General features: G+C 35.3%; 21 protein-coding genes. 13 read left to right on the top strand and 8 right to left on the bottom strand.

Going from position 1 to position 24,250, the window contains the following annotated elements:
• Positions 1 to 2: 2 nt before the first annotated feature.
• Together ACZ0AH_RS10810 and ACZ0AH_RS10805 are read right to left on the bottom strand one after the other, a co-directional pair.
• Positions 3 to 1,169, bottom strand: a complete 1,167-nt coding sequence (locus ACZ0AH_RS10810) for a PQQ-dependent sugar dehydrogenase (RefSeq protein ID WP_463475813.1) — start codon at positions 1,167 to 1,169, stop codon at positions 3 to 5.
• A gap of 94 nt (positions 1,170 to 1,263) precedes the next feature.
• Complete coding sequence (locus ACZ0AH_RS10805) at positions 1,264 to 1,563, bottom strand: hypothetical protein (RefSeq protein WP_463475812.1); 300 nt, start codon at positions 1,561 to 1,563, stop codon at positions 1,264 to 1,266.
• 223 nt (positions 1,564 to 1,786) lie between these two features.
• Between ACZ0AH_RS10805 and ACZ0AH_RS10800 the strand changes: the two genes are divergently transcribed.
• Genes ACZ0AH_RS10800 through ACZ0AH_RS10775 form a run of 6 tightly spaced genes read left to right on the top strand, consistent with a single transcriptional unit; the run spans position 1,787 to position 6,793 of the window.
• Positions 1,787 to 2,926, top strand: a complete 1,140-nt coding sequence (locus ACZ0AH_RS10800) for a glycosyltransferase (protein ID WP_463475811.1) — start codon at positions 1,787 to 1,789, stop codon at positions 2,924 to 2,926.
• Positions 2,923 to 4,059: a UDP-galactopyranose mutase gene (glf, locus tag ACZ0AH_RS10795; RefSeq protein ID WP_463475810.1), complete on the top strand. Its 1,137-nt coding sequence runs from the start codon at positions 2,923 to 2,925 to the stop codon at positions 4,057 to 4,059. The genes ACZ0AH_RS10800 and glf overlap by 4 nt, the downstream gene beginning before the upstream one ends.
• Before the next feature lie 2 nt (positions 4,060 to 4,061).
• Positions 4,062 to 5,207: a hypothetical protein gene (locus ACZ0AH_RS10790; protein WP_463475809.1), complete on the top strand. Its 1,146-nt coding sequence runs from the start codon at positions 4,062 to 4,064 to the stop codon at positions 5,205 to 5,207.
• Positions 5,208 to 5,229: 22 nt separating this feature from the next.
• Positions 5,230 to 5,670: an adenylyltransferase/cytidyltransferase family protein gene (locus ACZ0AH_RS10785; protein WP_463475808.1), complete on the top strand. Its 441-nt coding sequence runs from the start codon at positions 5,230 to 5,232 to the stop codon at positions 5,668 to 5,670.
• On the top strand, positions 5,670 to 6,308 hold the full coding sequence (locus ACZ0AH_RS10780; protein ID WP_463475807.1) for an SET domain-containing protein: 639 nt from the start codon (positions 5,670 to 5,672) through the stop codon (positions 6,306 to 6,308). Before ACZ0AH_RS10785 ends, ACZ0AH_RS10780 begins: the two co-directional genes overlap by 1 nt.
• Positions 6,309 to 6,310: 2 nt before the next feature.
• A complete protein-coding gene (locus tag ACZ0AH_RS10775) occupies positions 6,311 to 6,793 on the top strand; it encodes a CinA family protein (RefSeq protein ID WP_463475806.1) in 483 nt (160 codons plus the stop codon).
• 63 nt (positions 6,794 to 6,856) lie between these two features.
• Here the strand turns inward: ACZ0AH_RS10775 and ACZ0AH_RS10770 are convergent, their stop codons facing one another.
• Positions 6,857 to 7,477, bottom strand: coding sequence for a YciE/YciF ferroxidase family protein (locus ACZ0AH_RS10770; protein WP_463475805.1), 621 nt, complete (start codon positions 7,475 to 7,477; stop codon positions 6,857 to 6,859).
• A 238-nt stretch (positions 7,478 to 7,715) separates the two neighbouring features.
• On the opposite strand from ACZ0AH_RS10770, the gene ACZ0AH_RS10765 reads away from it, so the two are divergent.
• The 5 genes from ACZ0AH_RS10765 (at position 7,716) to ACZ0AH_RS10745 (ending at position 9,882) form a co-directional block, all read left to right on the top strand.
• Positions 7,716 to 8,090: a SpoIIAA family protein gene (locus tag ACZ0AH_RS10765; protein ID WP_463475804.1), complete on the top strand. Its 375-nt coding sequence runs from the start codon at positions 7,716 to 7,718 to the stop codon at positions 8,088 to 8,090.
• A gap of 31 nt (positions 8,091 to 8,121) precedes the next feature.
• Positions 8,122 to 8,493: a YidH family protein gene (locus tag ACZ0AH_RS10760; protein ID WP_463475803.1), complete on the top strand. Its 372-nt coding sequence runs from the start codon at positions 8,122 to 8,124 to the stop codon at positions 8,491 to 8,493.
• A 1-nt stretch (position 8,494) separates the two neighbouring features.
• A complete protein-coding gene (locus ACZ0AH_RS10755; protein WP_463475802.1) occupies positions 8,495 to 9,214 on the top strand; it encodes a YqjF family protein in 720 nt (239 codons plus the stop codon).
• 111 nt (positions 9,215 to 9,325) lie between these two features.
• The gene (locus ACZ0AH_RS10750) at positions 9,326 to 9,472 is read left to right on the top strand and encodes a hypothetical protein (RefSeq protein ID WP_463475801.1); all 147 of its coding nucleotides are present in this window, start codon (positions 9,326 to 9,328) and stop codon (positions 9,470 to 9,472) included.
• A 17-nt stretch (positions 9,473 to 9,489) separates the two neighbouring features.
• Complete coding sequence (locus tag ACZ0AH_RS10745; RefSeq protein ID WP_463475800.1) at positions 9,490 to 9,882, top strand: hypothetical protein; 393 nt, start codon at positions 9,490 to 9,492, stop codon at positions 9,880 to 9,882.
• Between the two features lie 87 nt (positions 9,883 to 9,969).
• Here ACZ0AH_RS10745 and ACZ0AH_RS10740 read toward each other — a convergent pair whose 3' ends face one another.
• The gene (locus ACZ0AH_RS10740; RefSeq protein WP_463475799.1) at positions 9,970 to 10,407 is read right to left on the bottom strand and encodes a hypothetical protein; all 438 of its coding nucleotides are present in this window, start codon (positions 10,405 to 10,407) and stop codon (positions 9,970 to 9,972) included.
• 193 nt (positions 10,408 to 10,600) lie between these two features.
• Entirely contained in the window at positions 10,601 to 12,877 is a 2,277-nt protein-coding gene (gene katG, locus ACZ0AH_RS10735; protein ID WP_463475798.1) for a catalase/peroxidase HPI, read from the bottom strand.
• A gap of 573 nt (positions 12,878 to 13,450) precedes the next feature.
• Here katG and ACZ0AH_RS10730 point away from each other — a divergent pair.
• Positions 13,451 to 13,807, top strand: coding sequence for a hypothetical protein (locus ACZ0AH_RS10730; protein ID WP_463475797.1), 357 nt, complete (start codon positions 13,451 to 13,453; stop codon positions 13,805 to 13,807).
• An 81-nt stretch (positions 13,808 to 13,888) separates the two neighbouring features.
• Here the strand turns inward: ACZ0AH_RS10730 and ACZ0AH_RS10725 are convergent, their stop codons facing one another.
• Entirely contained in the window at positions 13,889 to 14,410 is a 522-nt protein-coding gene (locus ACZ0AH_RS10725; RefSeq protein ID WP_463475796.1) for a PPC domain-containing DNA-binding protein, read from the bottom strand.
• Positions 14,411 to 14,638: 228 nt separating this feature from the next.
• On the opposite strand from ACZ0AH_RS10725, the gene ACZ0AH_RS10720 reads away from it, so the two are divergent.
• Positions 14,639 to 14,890: a DUF7218 family protein gene (locus ACZ0AH_RS10720; RefSeq protein WP_463475795.1), complete on the top strand. Its 252-nt coding sequence runs from the start codon at positions 14,639 to 14,641 to the stop codon at positions 14,888 to 14,890.
• Between the two features lie 130 nt (positions 14,891 to 15,020).
• Here the strand turns inward: ACZ0AH_RS10720 and porV are convergent, their stop codons facing one another.
• Together porV and ACZ0AH_RS10710 are read right to left on the bottom strand one after the other, a co-directional pair.
• Positions 15,021 to 16,175 (bottom strand): type IX secretion system outer membrane channel protein PorV, encoded by a 1,155-nt coding sequence (gene porV / locus ACZ0AH_RS10715; protein WP_463475794.1) that lies wholly within the window; start codon positions 16,173 to 16,175, stop codon positions 15,021 to 15,023.
• Positions 16,176 to 16,289: 114 nt separating this feature from the next.
• Positions 16,290 to 24,062, bottom strand: a complete 7,773-nt coding sequence (locus tag ACZ0AH_RS10710; RefSeq protein ID WP_463475793.1) for a S8 family serine peptidase — start codon at positions 24,060 to 24,062, stop codon at positions 16,290 to 16,292.
• Between the last annotated feature and the right edge of the window lie 188 nt (positions 24,063 to 24,250).

Raw genomic sequence — 24,250 nt, 5'->3', positions numbered from 1 at the left:
TTTTATTTTTGTTTAAGGGCATAAATAACACCATTTGCATCATCAGATATATAGACCACATTTTGATCGATTGCTATTCCGGCAGGTCTTCCAAAACGTTCATTTCCAATCAGAAACCCGCTTAAAAAATCTTCCGAACCGGCAGCATTTCCTTTGTTGTCAAACTTGATTCGTTCTACTTTATAACCAGACGGATTTTGTCTGTTCCAGGAGCCGTGCCAGCATACAAGAGCATCGCCTTTATTGGGTCCGTTATCAAAAAACGCAAAAGCAATTGGAGCACTATGCGCCGGAAATTCTAATACAGATGACTGCGTTGTTTTCGTCCATCCTTCTTTTGTATTGCCTACAGGATCTTCCCTGCTTTGGTCGACTACTTTTTTTCCATAAGCAAAAGGAAATCCATAATTTCCCCCCATAACAATATGATTTAATTCTTCAGGCGGCCATTCGTCGCCTTTTGTATCGCCGCCATTATCAACACCCCACATTTCACCGGTCTGTGGATGAAAATCAAAACCAATTGTATTTCGAAGTCCTGAAGCGTACAAAGTTCTTTTCCAAGTGGTTGGATCAACCTGAAGCATTGAGGCCGTTTCTTTGTCACTTTCTTTACAATCATTGCAGACACTGCCTACAGAAATATATAATTTTCCGTCAGGGCCAAAATCCATTGTACGATTGGCATGCTGGCCGCCGCTTGGCAAATCTTTTATGAGCGTATCTGCAACTTTACCCAAAGTCCCATCCATATTCATGCTATAGCGCAGTACTTTGTTATTATTGCACAAGTAAATATAATTATCTTTTGCAGTTATGCCATGTACTCCGGGAAAATCAGCAACGCGTGTCATATCATCAAATTTGCCATCATTATCTGTATCCGTAAGCATTAGTACATCTCCGGCATCGCGTCTGGTAACATAAAGCTGTCCTTTTTTTCCAATATAAAGCATACGGGGTTTGCCCAGACCTAAAGCAACCGGAGTTACTTTCCAGCCTTTTGCTGTTTTAAGTCCGGACGCCAATGCGGTTGTATATTCAAGATGGGTTGGAAAATTTGTAATCGTTACCTTTTTGGTATCTTCTTTTGGCGGAATTCCTTTTTGACTGTAACCTAATATGCTTATACAGCAAAACATCTTTATCAGCATGCATTTCGTTTTCATATCTTTTTTCAATTAAATTAAAAAGTTGTCTTAATAAGAACAAAAAACCTGTAATGCGAGATTACAGATTTTTTTATTTTCCTTCAACATAATCTTATCGTTTTGGAGTAGTTTGGGTTGAAGTTGAATCAGTATTTACTGAAGTATTGCCTTTTTGCGTAGTTCCTGCAGATCCTGAACCAGTAGAACCTTCCCCAGTTGCACCAGTTGTTCCGTTTGTTCCGGAATTAACACCTGTAGTGTCTGTCGAACTGTTTACAGTATCTACGGTTGTCTGTGTAGAATCTACATTGTTATAGCTATCTCCCGTAGTGTTTTGATTTTTTTTACATGAAAATGAAAGACCAGCCACCATAACAAGTAATGCTAATTTTGATTTGAATAATGTTTTCATAATAAATGATTTTAAGTTCATAATTTTTTAAAAGTAAAAGAATCATTAAACATCATTTTATATAATTCTTACAAAAAATTACACAGTAATCACCTGTAAATTATATAAGTTCAGACTTTTTAATTGTAAGAAATTGTCCAGCCTCCCAAATACATTTGTAAATTATCAAGCTTCAAAACGCTTGTAAACCATACACATAAATCATTTTTAATTACTTGACACCATGATAAATAATGTAAAGAATACCCAAAAAAACACCCTTACAAAAACAGATTTATATAACAGCGAAATGCCGCAATATTATGACATGATCGTATTTTGTCATTTACGATGGCAATTTGTTTACCAGCGTCCTCAACATCTGATCAGCCGATTTTCATCGACTATGAAAGTTTTATTTATTGAGGAGCCCATACCCAATAATTCAGATCATAAATCCGGAAATCTAATTGTAGTCAGCAAGAACCTGCATGTTTTGCAGCCTCATGTAAAAGACATCGAATCGATCGCGGCAATTCTTCCTGAATATGTCAAAAACAAAGCAATTCCGATAGGATGGTTTTACTCGGCTTCATTTTCACCATTATTAGAACAAATACATTTTGAAACTGTAGTATATGATTGTATGGATGAACTTTCTTTATTTAAAGGCGCTCCGGCCCATCTTATCAACCAGGAAAAATATCTGATGGCTCATGCCGATATCATTTTTACAGGCGGAAAATCATTGTATGAATCCAAAAAACAAATGCATCCAAATGTATATTGTTTTCCGAGTTCTGTAGATGAGCAGCATTTTGCTCAGGCTTTAAACGGGATTCAGGTTGCTGCAGATATCGCCAATCTGCCATCGCCAATCGTTGGCTATTATGGTGTAATTGATGAGCGTATTGATTTGGAATTACTGCAGCAATCGTCTAAAAAATTGCCAAATGTTTCTTTTGTAATGATTGGTCCTCTGGCAAAAATTGAAGAAGCAGATCTTCCAAAAGAAGAAAACATTTATTATCTGGGAATGAAATCTTATGATGAACTTCCTAATTATCTGAAAGCTTTTGACGTTGCCATGATGCCTTTTGCATTAAACGATGCCACAAAATATATAAGTCCTACGAAAACGCTGGAATATATGGCTGCGGGAAAACCTGTTGTTTCTACCAAAATTACAGATGTGGTACGCGATTACAGCACTTCAGTAAGCTTAATTGATAATGCCGATGAATTTTGTGATGCTATAACGGCTTTGCTAAATGAAAAAGATCATTTGCCAATGCAACTGGAATATTATAAAATTCTTGAAAAAACATCCTGGAACAATACGGCAGATAAAATGAAATCTATTATTAAAAATTTTGCAAAATGAAACACATAGACATTCTAATTATTGGCGCCGGAATTTCAGGTTCTGTTCTTGCGGAACGTTATGCATCTATTGGAAAAAAAGTTTTAATTATCGAAAAACGCAATCATATTGCAGGAAATTGTTATGATTATGTAGACGAAAACGGCATATTGGTTTCTAAATACGGGGCGCATTTATTTCATACCAACGAAGAATTGGTTTGGGAATACGTAAATAAATTTTCAGACTGGTATCCGTGGGAACATAAGGTGATTGCACGGGTAGATCATAAAACCGTGCCAATTCCGGTAAATATTACTACGGTAAATGAGTTATTTGGAACTGCTATTAAAAATGAAGAAGAAATGAAAATCTGGCTTGAAGAACACCGTTCTCCTATTGCCAAACCTTCAAATGGCGAAGAAGCTGTTTTGAGCCGCGTGGGACCTTTTTTGTATGAAAAAATGTTTAAGCATTATACCAAAAAACAATGGGATAAATATCCGGCTGAACTCGATGCTTCGGTTTTAGAACGAATTCCCGTGAGAACCAATTATGACGATCGCTATTTTTCAGATACTTATCAGGCTTTGCCAAAGGGCGGTTACACCAAATTATTCGAAAATATCCTGGATCATCCAAACATAGAAGTTTTATTAGAAACGGATTATTTTGATGTAAAAGACCAATATTCCAATTATGAAAAACTTTTTTATACAGGTCCCGTAGATCGTTTTTTTGAATTCAGACACAGTTTACTGGAAAAACTCGAATACCGTTCGATCAACTTTGTCAGTGAAACAATTGATGCCGAGTTTTTTCAGGAAAATTCAGTTGTAAATTATCCGGGAACTGAGGTTGATTTTACCCGAATTATTGAATACAAACACTTTGGAAATCAAAAATCGGACAAAACTACTATTGTAAAAGAATTTACGGTAGACGAAGGCGAGCCTTATTATCCGGTTCCGAATCCGCGCAATCAGGAAATTTATGCCCGATACAAAGCCGAAGCAGACCAATTAACAAATATCTATTTTGTGGGAAGACTGGCCAATTATAAATATTTTAATATGGATCAGGCTTTTAAAAATGCTTTGGATTTGTTTGATCAATTGCAAAAGAATACTTCTGCTTATAAAACAGCTGTTTAAAAATGGAACTTTTTAAATCATTTTTTATGGGAGGCTACGAATGTGCAGATCATATTAACCGTTCAGGCGAAAGAATTAATCTGCTAAAGGAAACACAGCATGATATTCGTTTTTCTGAGGATTATCAGGCCTTGGCAAAAATTGGCATAAAAACAGTTCGTGAAGGTATCTGCTGGAGCGCTGTAGAGACTTCTCCGGGAGTTTTTGATTTTTCAGAAGTTTATAACCGAATGAAAGGTGCTGAAAAATTCGGAATCCAGCAAATCTGGGATTTGATACATTTTGGTTATCCGGACGGAATTTACCCGACTCATCCGCATTTTTGTGTCCGTTTTGAAAAACTATGTGAGGCTTTTGCTGCCTTTTATAAAGAAAACTCGAAACAGCAATTATTTGTAGTTCCCATAAACGAAATCAGTTTTTTGTCTTGGCATTCGGGCGATGTTCGCGGGACCGTTCCTTTTGCGGTAAACAGCGGCTGGGATATTAAATACCATTTATGCAAAGCTGCAATTCTGGGTATAAAAATGCTAAAAAAAACCGATCCGGATTGCCGGATTATCCTGGTAGAACCTTTAGTAAAAATTCATTGTTCTGATGCAGAAAATGCGAATCATGCCAACGATTTAAACGAACATCAATTTCAGGCTATGGATATTATTGCCGGCAGAATGTGTCCTGAACTTGGAGGTTCTGAAGATTTTTTAGAAATTCTGGGATTTAATTATTACTGGAATTGCCAATGGCAGATACATGGCGAACCGCTGGATTGGCCTGAAACAGAAAAAAAAAGAACGCCGTTTTCTCAATTGCTTGAAATGGCTTATAAACGTTATCGCAAACCTTTATTTATTTCAGAAACTGGACATTTTGGATCCGGACGCGTGCAATGGCTTAAGGAAATTGGTGCCGAATGCCTGCTAGCCAAAAATAACGGCGTCGACCTGAAAGGAATCTGTATTTATCCGGTTACCGACAGGCCGGATTGGGATAATCTAAAAAGCTATTGCCAATGCGGAATATGGGATTTGGATGAAAACAGCAACCGGATTCCGGATCAGGATTATATCGATGCCATTTTAAAAACACAAAATGACTTTAAAAAGAAAAAAAATATTCTGAATCACTTAGTTGATTTTTTCAAATAATGTTTAACAAAAATATATGGAGATGGAATTAACGAAAACAATAACCGGAATTACGTTTAGTGCATTCGACTTATTGCATGCAGGCCATGTGAGAATGCTTGAAGAAGCGAAATTACATTGTGATTATTTAATTGTAGGACTGCAGACAGATCCAACAATTGACAGACCCGAGAAAAACAAACCAACGCAATCTGTAGTCGAACGCTACATTCAGCTTAAAGGCTGCAAATTTGTCGATGAAGTTATTCCGTATGCTACAGAACAGGATTTGCAGGATATTCTTCAGGTGTTTCCCGTTGATGTGCGAATTCTTGGCGAAGAATATAAAGACAAAGATTTTACAGGCCGCGAATATTGCGAGAAAGTGGGCATAAAACTTATTTTCAACCAGCGCAATCACCGTTTTTCAAGCAGCGGGCTCCGAAAAGAAGTATACGAACGTGAATGTCTAAAATTAGTATAATGATACATCCTGATACAGAAGTACGCTTTATAAGCAAGGAAAAAGGATACGGCGTTGTGGCTACAAAATTTATTCCTAAAGGCACAATCACGTGGGTTCAGGACGAACTGGACCAAATATTTACAAGGGAAAAAACAAAAATGCTCAATCCTTATATTAAAAAACATCTTGATATTTATTCCTTCACCAATAAAAATGGCGAAATGGTGCTTTGCTGGGATAACGGAAAATTTGTAAATCATAGTTTTAAACCCAGCTGTTTTAGCACGCCTTATGATTTTGAAATTGCCATAAGGGATATTTATCCGGGTGAAGAACTAACAGATGATTATGGTTATCTGAATGTAGAAAAACCTTTTCATGCTGTGGATGAAGACATGGATCGAAAAACCGTTTATCCGGATGACATTCTTACTTTTCATAAAGAATGGGATGCACTTATTAAAGAAAATGCAGCTCTGGTTCTTGAAACCGAACAGCCTTTAATCAGTTTGATTTCACAAAATACATGGGCAGAATTTGTAAATGCCGTGCACAATCCCAATCAGATGAAATCTATTCTAGAATGTTATTATCAGCCAAAAATTCAGGTAAAAAAATCAATTTTTAAAATTAAAAATACAAATTTAAAAATATAAGTATGCCTTCAGAAATTGTTATAAAATGCAGTAAAACAATAGCGGCAAAAGGATGGAATATTGCTTTTGCAGAAAGCGCAACTGCGGGGAGAATGGCTGCAGAATTTTCTATGACGAAAAAATCAGGAGAAATATTACGCGGCGGTATTGTATGTTATGAAGTGTTTGTAAAGGAACAAATCCTGAATGTTCCGCACAGTATAATTGAAAGGTGCACTCCTGAATCTATAGAAGTAACACAAATACTGGCACAGCAGGCATCAAAAATATTCAATTCGAAAATTACAGTCGCCATTACAGGACTTACTACTCCGGGCGGAAGTGAAACCAAAACAAAACCGGTAGGAACTATGTTTATTTACATTATAACCCCCAAGGAAAAAATAAAACACAGGGAAGTTTTTAAAGGTTCTCCGGAAGAAATTGTTTTGCAGGCAATCGACAAAACTGCATCACTTATTATTGATAGTCTGGTTGATTTATAAATGATAAAAAAAACCTGTAATCTCATTTTTAGATTACAGGTTTTTTCCTGAAGTATTTTAAATTTATACCTCATCTTCTTCTGCATTTTCTTCATCAGAAGCTTCAAAATTAATGTTGTTATACGCTGCTTCAGTCAAAAGCGTATCAGCTTCTTTTTCTTCATCTAAAGTTTGCAGTAATAAATCAAGCGCTTCATCTTCTCCTAAAGTTTGGGCAAAAGCGGCAAGTGTACCATAAGTAGCAATTTCATAATGTTCAATTTTTTGTGAAGCACTAATAATTCCGGCATCACGAACAGGTCCTTGCTGTGTTTCTTCCATAATGCTCTCGCCTTCTTTGATTAAACCTTCCATTGCATCGCATTTTTTTGCCGATGCTTTTTCTCCAATTAAATCAAAAACCTGCTCTAATCTGCTTACTTGTTCTTCTGTAACAGTAAGATGATCGTTGATGGCATTAATAAGATTTTCTGAAGTTGCATTTTTGGCCATTTTTGGAAGTGCTTTTGTCAACGCTTTTTCTGCCCAATAAATGTCTTTCAATGAATCTACAAATAATTCTCTTAATCCTTCAGCAGCAGAAGATTTTGCTTTTGTTTTTCCTGCATTTCCTCTTCCGCCGGATTGTGTTCTGCCACTTTTTGTCGTAGTATCAGATGTACTTTTGTTGTTTGATGTTTTCATAATACGTTCAATTAATTTATATTTTCAAAAATATAAACCTCACACTATCAGATTTTTATAAAATTATATTTCGGTTTTATAAAATTAGCATCTGCCTAATTTTTTGATATAAATTTTACCATATTGGTATTGTATAAAACTGTGCTACAATTTTGTAAACAAAACAAATATTGAGATTATAAATTTGATAAAGAACACTTTACATCCATAAATAATATAATTTAAAAAATCTTTTATCATGATACAATTATTAGACTCTCCTGAGAATGTTGTTGCTTTTAGAGCGACTGGCGAAGTAACCCAAAACGATTATAAAACCATTATGGAACCTGCGGTAGAAAATTTGGTAAAGCAAATTAATGAAATCAATTTTTTGTTTTTAATCGACACCGAAATCGAAAATTTCACAGCGGCTGCCTGGATGCAGGATGCTTTAATTGGACTCAAAAATTTAGGCAAATGGAACAGGTCTGCCATTGTAACAGATTCTGACAAAGCAATTTCTTTTACCAATGGATTTAGTTATATAGTTCCGGGAGAATTTAAAGGATATAAAAAAGAATCTTATAATGAAGCGATGAATTGGGTTCAGGGAAATAATACAAACGAATAATTTTATAGATAATATGGAGAATAATAAAAAAATGATCAATGAACAAATGTCAAATGAAAGAACATTTTTATCCTGGGTTCGAACGGGTATTGGCATTATGGTATTTGGGTTCGTAATCGTTAAATTTTCATTATTTGTCAATCAGTTACCGGCCAGTTTTTTTCATGATTATAATATTCCAAAAAATGGTTTTACCATATTTATTGGTATCAGTCTGGTACTTACGGGCGCGCTTACCATTTTATTATCCTATTGGAAATACAAACAAACGAATAAATTGCTTCAAAAAGGCGAATATTTATATTCTACCTTATTAATAACCATTTTGACTGTTGTCATTTTTCTAATGAGTATTATCATAATTACTTATTTAATTATGGCAGCTTATCCTTTTTCTACTTAAAATGAATAAGATAGAACACATACTTACCCAAACTTCAAACAGACAATATCCCATTCCTCAAAAAAAATGGAAATATTATCAGGAATGGCATAATGCTGTATTTTTTCATTGGAAAGTTCCCAGACGCCTTTTAGAAAAGTATATTCCTGATGGAATTGAACTTGATACCGTAGATAATATTGCATGGGTTTCGCTTGTTGCATTTGAAATAAAAAATATGCGAATGCGAAATGTATCTTTGCCTTCGTTTATTGCTAATTTCAATGAAATAAATATTAGAACTTATGTCATAAGAGACGGGATTCCGGGAATCTATTTATTTTCAATTGAAACTGATAAACTTATCGAAGTCCTGTTTTCCCGATTGTTTATTGGACTTCATTACCAAAAATCAAAAATTATCAGAAAGGAGAATTCCCTGATATCAGATAATTTTATTTTCGATTATCATTTAGACATTGAATTTGATGAACCTATATCGCCAATAGACAAAACGGAGCTGGATATATGGTTAACAGAAAGACATGCATTGTATGAAGAATGTTATAAAAAAATATGCAGGTTTGATGTTCATCATAAGGAATGGAAACTGTATAATCTTAATACCCGAATTAACAAAATAAAATACAATGCCGGAAAATATGCGCTGAATATTTATCCTGACAAAATACAATATGCCAAAAAACTTGATGTCGTATTGTGGGGCAAAAAAACACTTTAATTTTTTTTATAAATACCTGTAAATTATGTAATTATGATTGTTGTGTTTTGTAAAATTTTGACTTTAACGTACTGTATTTTAGCAATATATAAATCTTAAAAACTAAATATTATGAATACTTCAAATCAAAAAAACAGCGGAACATCTGGTGCAAAATCATCAGATAAAAAAACTGATTCTAAAGGAACCGGCTCAAAAAGTACAGCGAAGTCAAGCGATTCGGATACAAAAAAAGGAGCAGCTCAAACTAAAAAATAATTTAAAAAACAGGTATCATGAATAGAGACGAAAGAGAAAACTACGGTCCGGATGATCCGTATTTTCAAGATGAAAAACAATATCAGGAAGATGATATAAATCGACAATTTAACGATGAAAGAAACGATCTTGATGACGAAGATGAAGATGATCTTGATGAAGATATGCCCGACGACGACAACGATGATCTTGACGACTTAGACGACGACGATGATGACTTAGATAGTATCCGTAATCCTGATTATGAAGAGGATGAGGATGATCTTGATAATGAATCTGACGAGGACGACGAAGACTACGAAAACGATCAAAAAGGCGATCTTTATAAAGATGTTGATCTCTCTTTGCAGGATGAAATAAATCAGGATCGTGAAGAAATTGATCCTGTACCTCATCAAAGAAATTTTTAAAATTAAGATTATAGAGATTATAACCAGAAATTTAAAAACCGCTTATAAAAATAAGCGGTTTTTATAGTTTTAAATCTATTTGTATCTTTAATCAGCTTTGTATTTATTGTTCCAGTATAACATTAATAACAAGGTGACAATTATACAAGAAGCAGATCCTTCAAAAAAGAGACAAAGAGAATATGTCATTACAGATGGTTCGCCGCCAAACATAAAGGCTTGTGATAATGATTTAACATACGTATCTCCTCCTTTGGCATAACTGTAAATAATTAAGGCTACAATACTAATAACCACACCTGTAAATGATGTTACCATTGCAGAAATTGCATTAGGCACAAAACTGTTTTTACCTTCGGCAAGATTCATTTGCAAGGTTCTGTTTACGCCGTAAAAAATGAACAGGACATTTAACAAACGCAGATAAAATAAGTGGGCAAGATTTAAAACTTCCAATAATAAGAATAAAACAGCAATGCCCAGAAAGATGTAAATTCCGTTGCGTATTTCTTTAGGTATTTTCATAATGATTTTATTTTTTGATTATTAAATATCCTTTTGTGAAATATTATAAAATATTTTTAACATACAAAAATTAGAAAAAACTACATCAATACTATTATATAATTATTACCTTGGAATTATATTATTTAAAGATAAAAAATCAATTCAAAAAAAGAGGAGCACAAAGGCTCCTCTAAATTATTGCTAAAAAGATTTAGTATAACAAATCAAATCGGTCAAGGTTCATTACTTTATTCCATGCAGCTATAAAATCTTTTATAAATTTTTCTTGTGCATCGCTGCTTGCATAAACTTCTGCAATAGCCCTTAATTCTGCATTCGATCCAAAAACAAGATCGGCACGTGTTGCAATCCATTTTGGCTGACCAGTAACACGATCATTTCCTGCATACAATTCTTTATCATTAGAAACGGCCTGCCATTGGGTATTCATATCGAGTAAATTTACAAAGAAATCATTTGTAAGCTGGCCCGGGCGATGCGTAAAAACACCATTTTTTGAACCGTCAGTATTGATATCCAATGTTCGTAATCCGCCTATAAGCACTGTTAATTCAGGTGCTGTAAGCGTTAATAAATTTGCTTTGTCGATAAGCAATTCTTCTGTAGCAACGGTTGATTTAGTCCTTCTATAATTACGGAATCCATCTGCTTTTGGCTCTAAATATCCAATTGATTCCACATCAGTTTGTTCAGCAGAAGCATCCATACGCCCTTGAAAGAAAGGAACTGTAACAGAATGTCCGGCATCTTTTGCTGCTTTTTCTACACCTGCACAACCTGCCAAAACTATTAAATCTGCCAGCGAAACGCTTTTTCCACCTTGCTGTGCCGCTATAAAATCTTTTTGAATCGTTTCCAGTTTATCCAAAACCTGTTTAAGCTGGTTTGGATTATTTACCTGCCAGTCTTTTTGCGGGGACAATCTTATACGTGCGCCATTTGCGCCGCCTCGTTTATCAGATCCTCTAAAAGTAGAAGCTGATGCCCAGGCTGTTCCCACTAATTGTGATACGGTTAAACCGCTATTGACTATTTTTTCTTTTAAATGATTTATATCGCTTTCATTTATTAATTCATGATTAATTTCAGGAATTGGATCTTGCCACAAAAGTTTTTCCTGCGGAACATCAGGTCCCAGATAACGTGTAACTGGTCCCATGTCACGATGTGTCAATTTAAACCAAGCACGTGAAAATGCATCAGCAAACTGATCCGGGTTTTCAAGAAAACGACGTGATATTTTTTCATATTCAGGATCTAATCTTAACGATAAATCTGTTGTAAGCATGGTTGGCAAATGTTTTTTTGAAGCATCAAAAGCATCCGGAATAATCGCTTCGGCATTTTTTGCTACCCATTGATGCGCTCCTGCCGGACTTTTTGAAAGCTCCCATTCAAAGCCAAATAAATTTTCAAAAAAGTTATTGCTCCATTGTGTTGGCGTTTTTGTCCAGGTAACTTCAAGTCCGCTTGTAATAGCATCAGTACCTTTACCGGAACCAAAACTATTTTTCCAGCCAAAACCCTGCAATTCCAAACCGGCAGCTTCCGGCTCTTTATCAACATGGTCTGATGAAGCCGCTCCGTGCGTTTTTCCAAAAGTATGTCCTCCGGCTATTAACGCTACCGTTTCTTCGTCATTCATTGCCATACGTCCAAAAGTATCTCTAATATCCCTGGCTGCAGCAATAGGATCCGGATTTCCGTCAGGACCTTCAGGATTTACATATATAAGTCCCATTTGTACGGCTGCAAGAGGTTTTTCAAGGTTTCTGGAGTGAATATGACCATCTGCATCATCATCCGAAGATACAACACCATGTTCTTTTGGCACACCTTCAGAACCATCTTTATAACGTTCGTCTCCCCCAAGCCATGTCGTTTCGGCACCCCAGTAAACTGATTCGTCCGGTTCCCAAACGTCAGCACGTCCTCCGGCAAAACCAAATGTTTTAAAACCCATTGATTCCAAAGCAACATTTCCGGTTAATATCATCAAATCTGCCCATGAAATCTTTTTGCCATATTTTTGTTTGATTGGCCACAAAAGTCTTCGGGCTTTATCAAGACTTACATTATCTGGCCAGCTGTTAAGCGGCGCAAAACGCTGTTGTCCGGCTCCGGCGCCTCCACGTCCATCTTCTACCCTATAGGTTCCTGCGCTATGCCATGCCATTCTAATAAACAAACCACCATAATGACCAAAATCTGCGGGCCACCAATCTTGTGAATCGGTCATAAGTGCATGCAAATCTTTTTTTACTGCCTCAAGATCAAGACTTTTAAAAGCTTCGGCATAATTAAAATCTTTTCCCATTGGATCTGATAATGCCGAATTCTGTCGCAAAATATTTACTTTTAATTGGTTTGGCCACCAGTCCCGGTTTTTTGTACCGGTTGCCGCTACATGATCTGTACTGCCATTATGAAACGGGCATTTGCTAATGTCATTTGATTGATTGTCCATGATTATACTTTGTTTTTTGTTTAATTATTGATTTTAAGACAGCAACTAATTTACAAACTATCAAAAAAGGTTGTATGTAAGATGAATATTATATTTTTCTACCACAATAGATAAAATCTATTCTAAGCAGAATCTGAAATAATTTCCTTTGATTTTATATAACAATTTGCTGGTGATAATTATATAAATCTACGTAATAATTCTATAAAACTATGATGTATTGTACTTATACATTTGAAATCTACATTACTCTGATGTTCAAAAAATTAATATTTTAATTGATATTTTTTAAAATCTTGTACTTCCTTGTTTGAATTATGTTTTTTTTTCATGCTGATATTTAACTAAAGATAACCTGGAAGTACATTTTTTTTTTGAATATTTCTAACTGCAAAGAGTAATACTTAACCCTTAAGGATAAATTGAATATGTAAAATTTAAATCCGAAGTATTAGATTATATTCATTAAAAATATAAACAACTGATAATAATATAATTATGATTTAAAAAAGTATAAACATTTCTTGTAATCACTTTATAAATTTGTAATTAATAACTATAAAACTTTTTATTATGAATACTTCAAATCACAGAAACAGCAGATCAGACAATGAAGCGATCAATTCTGAAACAATGGAGAATAAAGATCCGGCAATAAATCAACATGAGAATGATTACTCAACAAGTCAGGATCAGGATGAATACAATACAAATCATGACTTTAGTGACAGCTCAGATGATCGAAAAATAGAGGATAATGATGATGTTGATCCTAACTTTCAAAAAAATAGTCCTATCGCACAGGATCTTGACGAGGATTTAAAAAACCACAGTGATCCGGACAGAAGAACTTTAGATGAATATGATGCCAATACTAAGGACAATCCTGAGTATACGGACAATGACGATTTAGAAGATGATGATGAATGATTCTGATCAATAAAATTAAAGGATAAAATTAAAAACCGTTAGATAATTTCTAACGGTTTTTTTATGCTAATTCTGATGCTTTTATTTTAAACATGGCAATTGCAATACATTAGCCCCAAGAGGGAATTCCATTTTTCGTTCCAGTTTTTCGTTATTCAGAGTGATATAAATCTCCATAGAACCTGTTCCTACTTTTAGCGCAAGAATATGCCCTCCGTGTGCTTCAAAATTTTCACCGGTTGCAACACCGTGAATGTGTATTGATGGTTTTTCTCCATCCCAGGCAATAGATCCTGTTAAACTTCCCATCTCTACTTTATTAAAGGTTTTGGGATGAAATTTTTTTTCATTAAAGTCAAAAAATCCAAAAGTAGCTTCCTGCGCAAAACCAATTCCTGTAAAGTTTGCTGAAGGAATTTGTTTTTCTTTGGCCAGATTTTCTATAGATACTATTACGTCGTCGCCTTCTCGCAAAACCATCAAATATCCTGTTGCTGTTTTGGTATAACGGCATTTTGAACTTGTATATTTTTGCTGTGCCTGCGATTTATTTATAAACATGCAAAGCAATATTGCGATTGTTATTTTTTTTGCCTGATCCATGATTTTAATTTAAAGGATTAAATCTTTAAATTAATTCTTACTTCTGTTTAAATTTTACACGATCTCATTTTAGGTTTATAAAATTTGAACAATTGTATATAGTTAAGATTCTATAAAATTTTTAATTTAAGATATAAATACATTTTTCTAAGGATAATTAATTTTAGATATTCACTTATTTACCTAATAGTGAATTATTTAACTTATATTAATTTAAATTGAAGTATTATGCCAGGAAAAGATCCGGGTCCGCAAATAAAAGATAAGGACCAATACGAAGCATTGCGGGATAAAGGCTATAGCAAGCAAAAATCTGCGCGAATATCTAATAGTCAGGGAGCCGAAAAAAGAGGCGGCAAAAGTGGTGACTATAGTGACAGAAGCAAACAAGATCTTTATGAAGAAGCTAAAAAAGTTGGTATTCAGGGAAGATCTAAAATGACAAAAGGAGAATTGATGCATGCGTTGCGCAACAATTAATTTCAAGCCTTTAGAAAAAGTAAAAGGTTATAATAAATTATAGTCTTTTACTTTTTTTATTGACAAAAAAGGCTGTCTTAAAATAGACAGCCTTTTTTTTAATTGTACAATCAGAAAAATTAATATCTTTTTAATTATTAATTTTTTCCTTTTCCTGAATGTTATCTACAGCATTATCGCCGATATTAAAAGATAGAGAAAATCGTATCATATTGTCTAAAGCTGTATTTTGTTTTGATGCAGAACTTAGATAAGACAAATCAAATTTAGCGATCTTGTATTGAAACCCGGCTCCAAGGGTAAAGAATTTACGGTTGCCTTTTTCAGTACTTTCATGGAAATATCCTGTTCTTAAGGCAAACGATTTTTGATATAAATATTCTAATCCAAGTGCCCATGTAACTTCTTTTAATTCTTCGCTAAAACCACCCGGCGCATCCGTAAAAGAATTAAATGCCCCTTTGACAAAACCTGCATTTTGATATTGCATATTGGTTTGATCATTTTGTGGCGACGGAACCAATAGCTTATTAAATTCTACCGAAGCTGCCAATGTATTGTCCTGATCGAAAATAAAATCAAAACCTCCGCCTAATTTCAAATTTGCCGGTAAAAAACTTTCAGATCCTGAATCTCCATTGTATTTTAATTTAGGGCCAAGATTTGAAATATTGAATCCGCCTCGCCAAATACCATTAAAGTTTTTAAAAGCTGTTTCCGGTGTTTGATAATATCCGGCGATGTCTACAGCAAATGAACTTGCAGCATGTGCATTTGCATTAGCTTGCTGGATTTCAAGATTCGAACGAATGTATCTTCCGGTAACGGACATGGCGAACTTTTCGCTTAATTTTAAGGAATACGATCCATCAAATGCAAATTCGTTTGGTTTCATAATTTGTCCTGCATCATCTTCATTTTGTTTGAACAGGGTTTCTCCTATTCCAAAATATCTTAAGCTGAACGCAAAAGCACTTCTTTCATTGATTTTATTAAAGAAATTCAAATTTAATAAACCTGTATCATTTGATAAGGATGACATATAGGGCGTATAACTCAAACCTACGCCCAATTTATTTTCGGCAAAAGGATATTTCGCCGCATTCCATTGTTGCGAATAAACATCTGCAGAAGTTGCAACACCCATATCACCCATACCGGAAGCTCTGGCATCTGCCGAGACCTGCAAAAAAGGAACTGCGGTAACAATTGCCTTATTTTGTTCTTGTGCGAGTAAATTTCCAACTCCAAAAAGTAGTGAAAATAAAAGAAATATTTTTTTCATGTGTATCTGTTAATTGTTTTTGATTGAAATACGTTCTGCGATACAATATTTATTGTTTATGAATTTCTTTAAAACATTAAACTTGTATCGCGACGCATTTCATCATTTCATTATTTACTCCCCTGATCTTTTGATAAATTTGAAAACTGAGGATGTTCCTTCTTTTCCACTAACATGTAAAAAATAAGCTCCTGTAGGCAAAGTGCTCAAATCTAACTGACTGTATGTCTTAAGCTGTACATCGTCGATATTAAACGTGCGTACTATTGAACCGTTAAGACCTACAACCTCAACCACAACATCTCCAGCCCAACGGCTTGTCCATTTTATATTTATAGTATTGATGACAGGATTTGGGAATATATTGAGTTCCGTAACTTCTGACTGGTTGACGATAACTGTTATACGCTGTTCTGCAGTTGCTCCGTAAGAATCTGTAGCGGTTAAAATCAATTCGGTTTCTCCGTTAGAAAGGCTTTCAATTGTAAAACCATCTGCTGTAGCAGCAATTGATGCAATTTTTGGATCTGTTATCGTAACCTGATAGGTCAATTCGTCTCCGTCAGGATCTTTGAAATATTTATTGAAAGTAAAAGCTTCCTGTACCGATAATTTATTGAACACAATTGCTTGTCCGCCAAGTGCAGCAGGACCCTGATTATTGACTACTCTGACTATTATTTTTTGTTCTGTAGTTAAACCAAAAACATCTGTAGCTGTTAAGGTTACTACTGTTTCGCCTGCGGCATGTGTTTCGATTACATATTGCCCCAATTCCTGACCAACTGTTACGGATACAACATTATCATTTGCAGATGATGCATTAAAAGTCATTTTATCACCATCCGGATCTGAGAAATAATCTGAAAATTGGCGCACATCAAAATAATTCAGTTTTGAATAAATTAATTCTTCTGACATAATAGCTATAGGTGCACGATTGGTTTTTAAGACTTTAACGTCCATTGTCATTTCGGTTGCTGCGCCAAGTTCATCAACAGCTTTAAAAGTCAAAGTATATCTTCCTGCAGTTTCATAACCCGGAGCTAGTTTTATGACAATTTCACCTTCAATTATTGCAAATGAAACCCATGAAGGCGCATCTGGAGACTGAACCGTAATTTTATTATTTTCTTTATCAGTCAAGCCGATATTTACTACAACTTCTGAAGCTTCATTTACAATTGCTATTTCATCCGGAGCTTTAGAGAAAACCGGAGCTTCATTAATATGTAATTTTACAGGAACCTGACCCATAGTTGTAACAGGATCATTTGTTCGTATGTTTAAAACGGCATGCTGATCTCCGCGAACTCCATTTGCAGCTGTAAAATCAAGCTGAACTTTATTTGTTTGTCCAGGAGCAACTTCTCCGTCTGAAAGTCCGTTTATAGAAACCCACGCATTCGAAACATAATTTTCTTCTCCCGCTCTTACCATCCATCCGTAACCTGGATACAAAGCTGAATCTTGTAAATCATACCAGGATTCACCATCTGATAATGTATATCTTCCCGGTGTGTCTGTAATTCCTTCAATTGATCCTTGTACAAAAGGCAATTCAAACGGATATGTAAGTACGATATAGAAGTCTTCATTTGGATGAAGTCCTTTTGGTTCTTTTATTGGCAATGTTACCCATTCGCCGGTTTTAACGCCTGTACAGGTATAATCAACATAACCCTGATCTATAATTGTGGCTTCTTCAACATTAGAACCTCCTGCACGTATTTCGTATGCAATTGTTCCGGATGGTTTATCCATAGCAAACATATAAGTTTGAAAATGTGATAACGTGAAACCATCTTTTCCGGCATTAAAACGTGTTGCAGTTGTAAATGGTTCTCCTCCGTCATATCCAAAACGGGTATCTGCAGCTGTTTTATCTTCGTAAGCTAATACTCTATTAAAATTAGGTGCAGCATAAACACTAACATTACCTTTAAGCGCCGGAGTCGATCTTAATAATTTAGTAATATTTGATTTCTTTTCCGCTTTTACAAAAGATTGCGGACGAGACGTAATTCCTGATGGCGCTTTTCTTAAGTAATCAATACTCAATTCGTATTTTAAAGTTCCGCCACCATTCGTATTATCAAAAACAGCATATTGTGTGTCTGTATCTGTTAAATAATTAACGATGCTGCTTACCTCTTTAGTTAATACATTTAAGGCTGGCGGTAATATAACCTCAGCTTTTAGAGGAAGTAACATTTTTGGTATTGTCGCATTGCTTTCTATTACCAAATTATCGTTTACAGAACCTGCTGTTATTGGCGCAAATGTAATTCTGAATTTAGTATTTTCTCCCGGCAATATTGGCGTATAATTACCCGAAAGATCGTTTATGTTTACCCAGGTCCAATAACCTCCGTCAAACCAATCCGGAACAAATGTATACGCTTCGGCAGTATATGCTGAAGAACCGCTTTCTATCGAAATATTTGATATTTGAAGTTTTTCAGCACCTGAATTCTGAATTAAAAATTCTTTTGTATAACTCGCCGCAGGATTCACCATTATTTCACCGTAATTTATTTCGGTTACATTTGATGTAATTATTGGTGCTCCTGTTACCGTTAAATGGATTGGTTTTTCAAGCATTTCCTGATTCGGAACATTGGTGCGCAATTTTAATTTACCATCATATTCACCTGCATATATATTATTAGCATCAACATTAATTTGAGCATTTAATGTAGTTCCCGCCGGAATTACGTGTTTTTCTGCAGGAGTGATTACATAGGCTAAACCTTTTCCGTGGTTTACGTTGGCATGATTAGAAATTAAAACGAAATCTGAACCATCGCCATTTTGAAGTCCGATAGAAGTTAAATTCGTCGTTTGATCTAAACTTCCATTAACCTTATATTGAAATTTCATTGCTCCGTTTTTATAAAAAATAACCTGAGCAGAAGGTGGATCTCCCAAACCTCCAAAGAAATTCACAAAATATTCCCATGAAATAATAACTTTTTCATCATCACTGTAATAGAAAACCCCTACTTCATCTTTTGGATAAGTTGTGGTGTCAAAAGCAGCAAATGTCCAATAAGGCGCAATCACCGTTTTAAACAAATCAGTTGGGATATTTCCGTTCATTACAGCTACATCTTCCGGCTGGTCAAAAGTTAATATTCCGGTAGTACCAATATGTATATCCGTATATTCTTTACCATAATAATTAAAAGACCACGGTAATGTTACTTTTTTCCAATATTCATCAATATTATACAAATCATCGCCTACCGTTAATTGCGTTCCTGTTTTACGAATATCGATCCATTGATAGTTTGTTCCGTCATTATACGTTTCGTAATTATAGGTAAAATTCGGAATAGCTTCAGTGGTGCTTGTTGGTACAGACATTGTCAGCCAGTTATTTCCTGTTGCAACAACTTCAAGATCTGCAATACCGTTATTTTCTATCAACAAAGGGTATTTAGTTTTTTCTCCATGATTTAAAACTGCGGTAACCAAATCCAGATCTGTAACTGCTATTCCGGGCGCATCCAATACTTTTCCTGAAAGCGTGATCGTATGGTTTCCGCCTTTATCATCTGTAATGCGTAATACATCTGATAAATTCGCTATAGCAGCTGTTGGCATCGTAACGTCATAAACTTTACTAAGTCCAGGCGCAATTGTTGCCGTTGTTTCTCCTGTTATTTGAAATTTATTATTATCTAAAATAAATCCTGTAAATGTTACAGGCGCTGTACCTGTATTTTTAATGCTGAACTTTCTTGAAGCAACAGCTCCTTTAAATACATCACCAAAATCAATATCTGTATGAGAAACCGTAAGTGCTGCCGTACCGCCGTTGGTAATATTAACTTGTACCAATGGATTTACCTGAGTGTTTAAAGGATCTGTCGATATAATGTTTAAATATCTGTTGATCGTGCCTTCGTGCAAAGCAGCTGTTTCCATAACAACATCTAACTGAGCCGATTCTCCAGGCAATAAAATTCCGCCTGCATTACTGATAGAAGTAATCATATCCGGACCCGGATAATCAAAGCCCAGCGCCAGTCCGTTGTATATTTTTGTTGGTTTAGTATAATTGTTTACCAAAATACCATCTGTCTGCGCATAATCTTCGATAAGGATATTCATGTAACTTATAGCCTCTTCCGAAAAAGTAATATTGTCGTAGTAAAAACGGATATTTCCATCTGCAAACAATACCATTTGAGCTGTTATTACACCTGAATAACCATCACTAATATTTGTAAATTGTACAATAACTTTGTCTGGTTCTACTTTGTATTGTATGCTTCCGCCAACACTTAATTCAACATAAGTTCCTAAAGGCGAAATATATCCTTTTGGGGTATAAGGCGCGCCGTCTAAAGTTGGGCTGTTAACCGGATTTATTGAATTATCAAATGTTGTAAAACCTTTATAACTTACATATAAGGTTTTCATTTTCTCTGTATAATATGGGAAATCAAATCCCATTTCAAGAGGATAATATCTGTTATCTTCTGCTTTAAAATAACTGGTAATATCTTTTCCTGTACTCGAAATATCCTGAAATTGGTATGCTAAAGGATTCGTTTCTGACGGATAATTTGTTCTGTAATTATAGCCATATTTATGATATGTTCCTTCCCATGTATCACTTGTTCCTGATTTATCATACTTTGGAACAAAATATTTAAGTGCTGCCTGACCTTCATTTTTTACCGTAACCGATGCGGTAACCTGATCTCCCAGCGTTACATTATCGATCAATTGCGTCATTGGATTAACCACTATTTTTGCAGGTTCAGAACTAACTCCAAATAAAATTATTTTTAAAGTTTTAGCACTGCTTCCGGATGTAAATGTTAGTAAACCATTATCGTTTCCTATCGCGCCGGGTGTATATTTTACTTTAAGAAGAACTTCGCTATCTGCTGTAATCTGATTTGGAACTGAACCAATAAGTTCAAAATCCGGATTTGATATGTTGAGAGAAACATCATTAAAATTACCCAATCCGGTATTTTTTACAATGAATTCCAACTCTTTTGAAGTTCCTTTGAAAACACTTGAAAAATCAAGTTTTTCAGTAGATTTAAGAACTGGCTGCTGACCGGAAACATTTAAAGTAACCGGAACTTTTAATTCAGTATTCGTTCCGTCATTCGATTTAAAAATAGCATTTGCGTTATAAGTACCGTTGATCAAAGTCGATCCATCGGCTAAAAGACTTGCTTTTTCTGACCCATGTCCGCTTATTTCTCCATTTTTAGGATCTAAAGACAAATATTCGCCTAAGTATTTATTTTGACTGGCCGCTACGCTAAACCACGCAAAATCATTACTCTCAAGTGCAACACTCAGTGGTCCCCAGGTTTGTCCTGTGTCAAAAGATATAAAGCAATTATCTGATCCTTCGGGTGTGTTTTCGAAACCAATTGCTAAAGGATAAAGATTTCCTGCCGGAATATGCATCACAACCCAAAAAGTTTCGCCTTGTGCAAAATACAATTGCTCGTCCAGTGTAATGCTGGCATAATTTTGAGCTGCACTAAAAGGCGTGTATTCCTGCGCATAAATTAGATTTTCTTTGTTGAGTTGAGTTCCTTTATAAACTTCAAAAACAACCGGACCAAATGCAGGATCTACTTGCAAATAACTTACAATTTGTGTCAGATTAAAACCGTCTGCTTCACTAACCACATATTTGGTAGCGGCTGAATTCGGAATTTTAACATCTGTATCTCCAATAAGATCTGTTGGATAATCACAATAGGTTTTTTCCTGCGGCGTAAACTCAAAAGGTGTAATTCCTGCCTTATTTGAAGCAGCAGCAAGTGAAGATTTTTTTCTGCCAACTTTTCCTAAGGAAGCAACTTTTGTTGTTTTCGACGAAGGATAGTTTATTTTTTTTGCCGAATATGAAAGTGAAGCTTGTTTATGACGGGCTAAAAAATCCCATCTTAAAACCCCTTCTCCGTTGTTCAGGATCGTAATTTCGTGAGTTCCTTTGAAAGAAGTGCTTGCATCAACATTAATTACAATGTCTTTACTATTTTCATCTACATCTATTTTTGGTCCTTCGTTGGTTGTACCCTGAACAATATTTGATAATTCAGACAAATTGTTCCATCTGTCTCCTGAAATTACCGCAAAATAGTAAGGCGTAAGTCCTAAAAGTCCGTTGATAGAATGTGTTACAGCTTCGCCTGGCAAAGCCGATGTTCTGATAATATCATATTTTGCCGCACCAAGATTGCTCTTGGTTATGGGCGAAGTGCTGTAATAAATACGAAAATCAACTGGTTGCGAATCATCTGCATCACTTGGAACTGTCCATGATAAATTGGCAAATTCCTGCGCAATTCCCGTTACGGCCAAATCTTTAATCGCATTTGGTGCAATACCTTCGTTGTTCTGGATCGCTAAAAATGCATCAATATGTCCTGAACCTAATTGTCCTTTATAATCGGGGTTGTGAGAATCAATATCTACCACACCGGTTATCAATTTATTTCTTAATACTTCTGGCGTTAACTGACTTTTTCTGTTCGCCAAAGCAAGCGCCGCAATACCGGAAACGTGCGGACAAGCCATTGAAGTTCCCTGATAATAACCGTATTGATTTTTAGGCAATGTACTTAAAACGCCATTTTTAGACCCAAGATCTGTTTCTCCTCCCGGAGCTGCAATATCAACCCAGGTTCCGTAGTTGGAATAACTGGCTTTTTCCCAGTTTGGTCCAATAGAACTTACCGATAATGTGTTTTCGTAATGTCCCGGATACCAGTCTCCATCTAAGTTGCTGTTTCCTGCGGCAAATATTACGATCCCGCCTTTCATTGGGCTGTTTGGAAAATCTCCTGCTTCGGCAATAAAATAATCAATGGCTTCTTTTATCGATTCATCAAAATTTCCCGGTGCAGTATATCCCCAGCTGTTTTGAGAAATTACAGAACCATTGTTGGCTGCATAAATATAACTTTCTTCAAAACTTCCACCGCCTAAAGTTTGCATAGACATGATTTTTGAACCATCGTTATTACCGCTTCCGCCGGCAACACCACAAACGCCAATACCATTGTTGTTTACTGCAGCAATTGTCCCCGCAACGTGAGTTCCGTGAGGCTCAGCAGTGATATTACCGTTATTTTTGTCAAAATTCCATCCATGAATATCATCTACATAGCCATTTCCGTCATCATCAATACCGGCAACTCCGTTAAGTTCGGCTTTATTGGTCCAAATATTGGCTTGTAAATCCGGATGCTGAATATCTACACCCTGATCGTGAATCGAAACTATAATTTCAGGATTCCCTTTTACAATATCCCAAGCTTTAAATAAGTTAATATCAGAACCATTTGGATATCCCGTTTGTCCCGTATTATTATAATGCCACTGATCCGGCAAATTAGGATCATTAAAATAAGAAGCTGCTGATGAAGTTTTTACAGATTTTGCCGGATTGATTGTTGTAAACTTGTAACCGGACAGTACTTTTTGCTTTTCTGTTTCTGCTGTTTCAATTTCAGCAATTCCTTTGTATTTCAAGGCTGCATCTTTAGCGCTTTGGTTAGCGTCTATGTCTACAACATACCACAAATCGAGTTTATGTTTTCGTAATTTTGCTTCCAATCTGGGATTGGGATTTTCAGGAAATAGCCTGTGCATATTCTTTGCGCCAACTTTTTCAGAAACTTTATCAAAAGCCTGAATTCCTGTCAAAAGTTTTTTTCCTGTACCAACATTCATTTTTTTCAAAGTCTGCGACATTCCTCCTGAAAATTTAATTTTTACAGAACCTTGTTTCACGCCTTCTTTAAAGAGTGCCTGCTGACTAAAAGAAAAAACTGACCACAGCGAAAAAATCAAAAACCATAATAACCGGTTTCCTTTTTTGTAATAATTTGTCATTAAAATTGTTTTTTGGTTAGTTAAAAAATGTTTAATGCACTTGTCAATCACTACTGTTTAAAATTTAAATAATAAACAGCATTTAAAAAACAAAGCATTAAAGGGTTTCAGGGCAAGAATATGGAAAAATCAAACAGTCAGGCTTTAAACCATAGTTACATCTTATATATAGAGAAAAAATGGACATT

It is taken from the genome of Flavobacterium sp. AC105 (assembly GCF_979258495.1).
The sequence above is the reverse complement of the archived record's forward strand: the minus strand, read 5'-3'. Positions and strand labels throughout refer to the sequence as shown.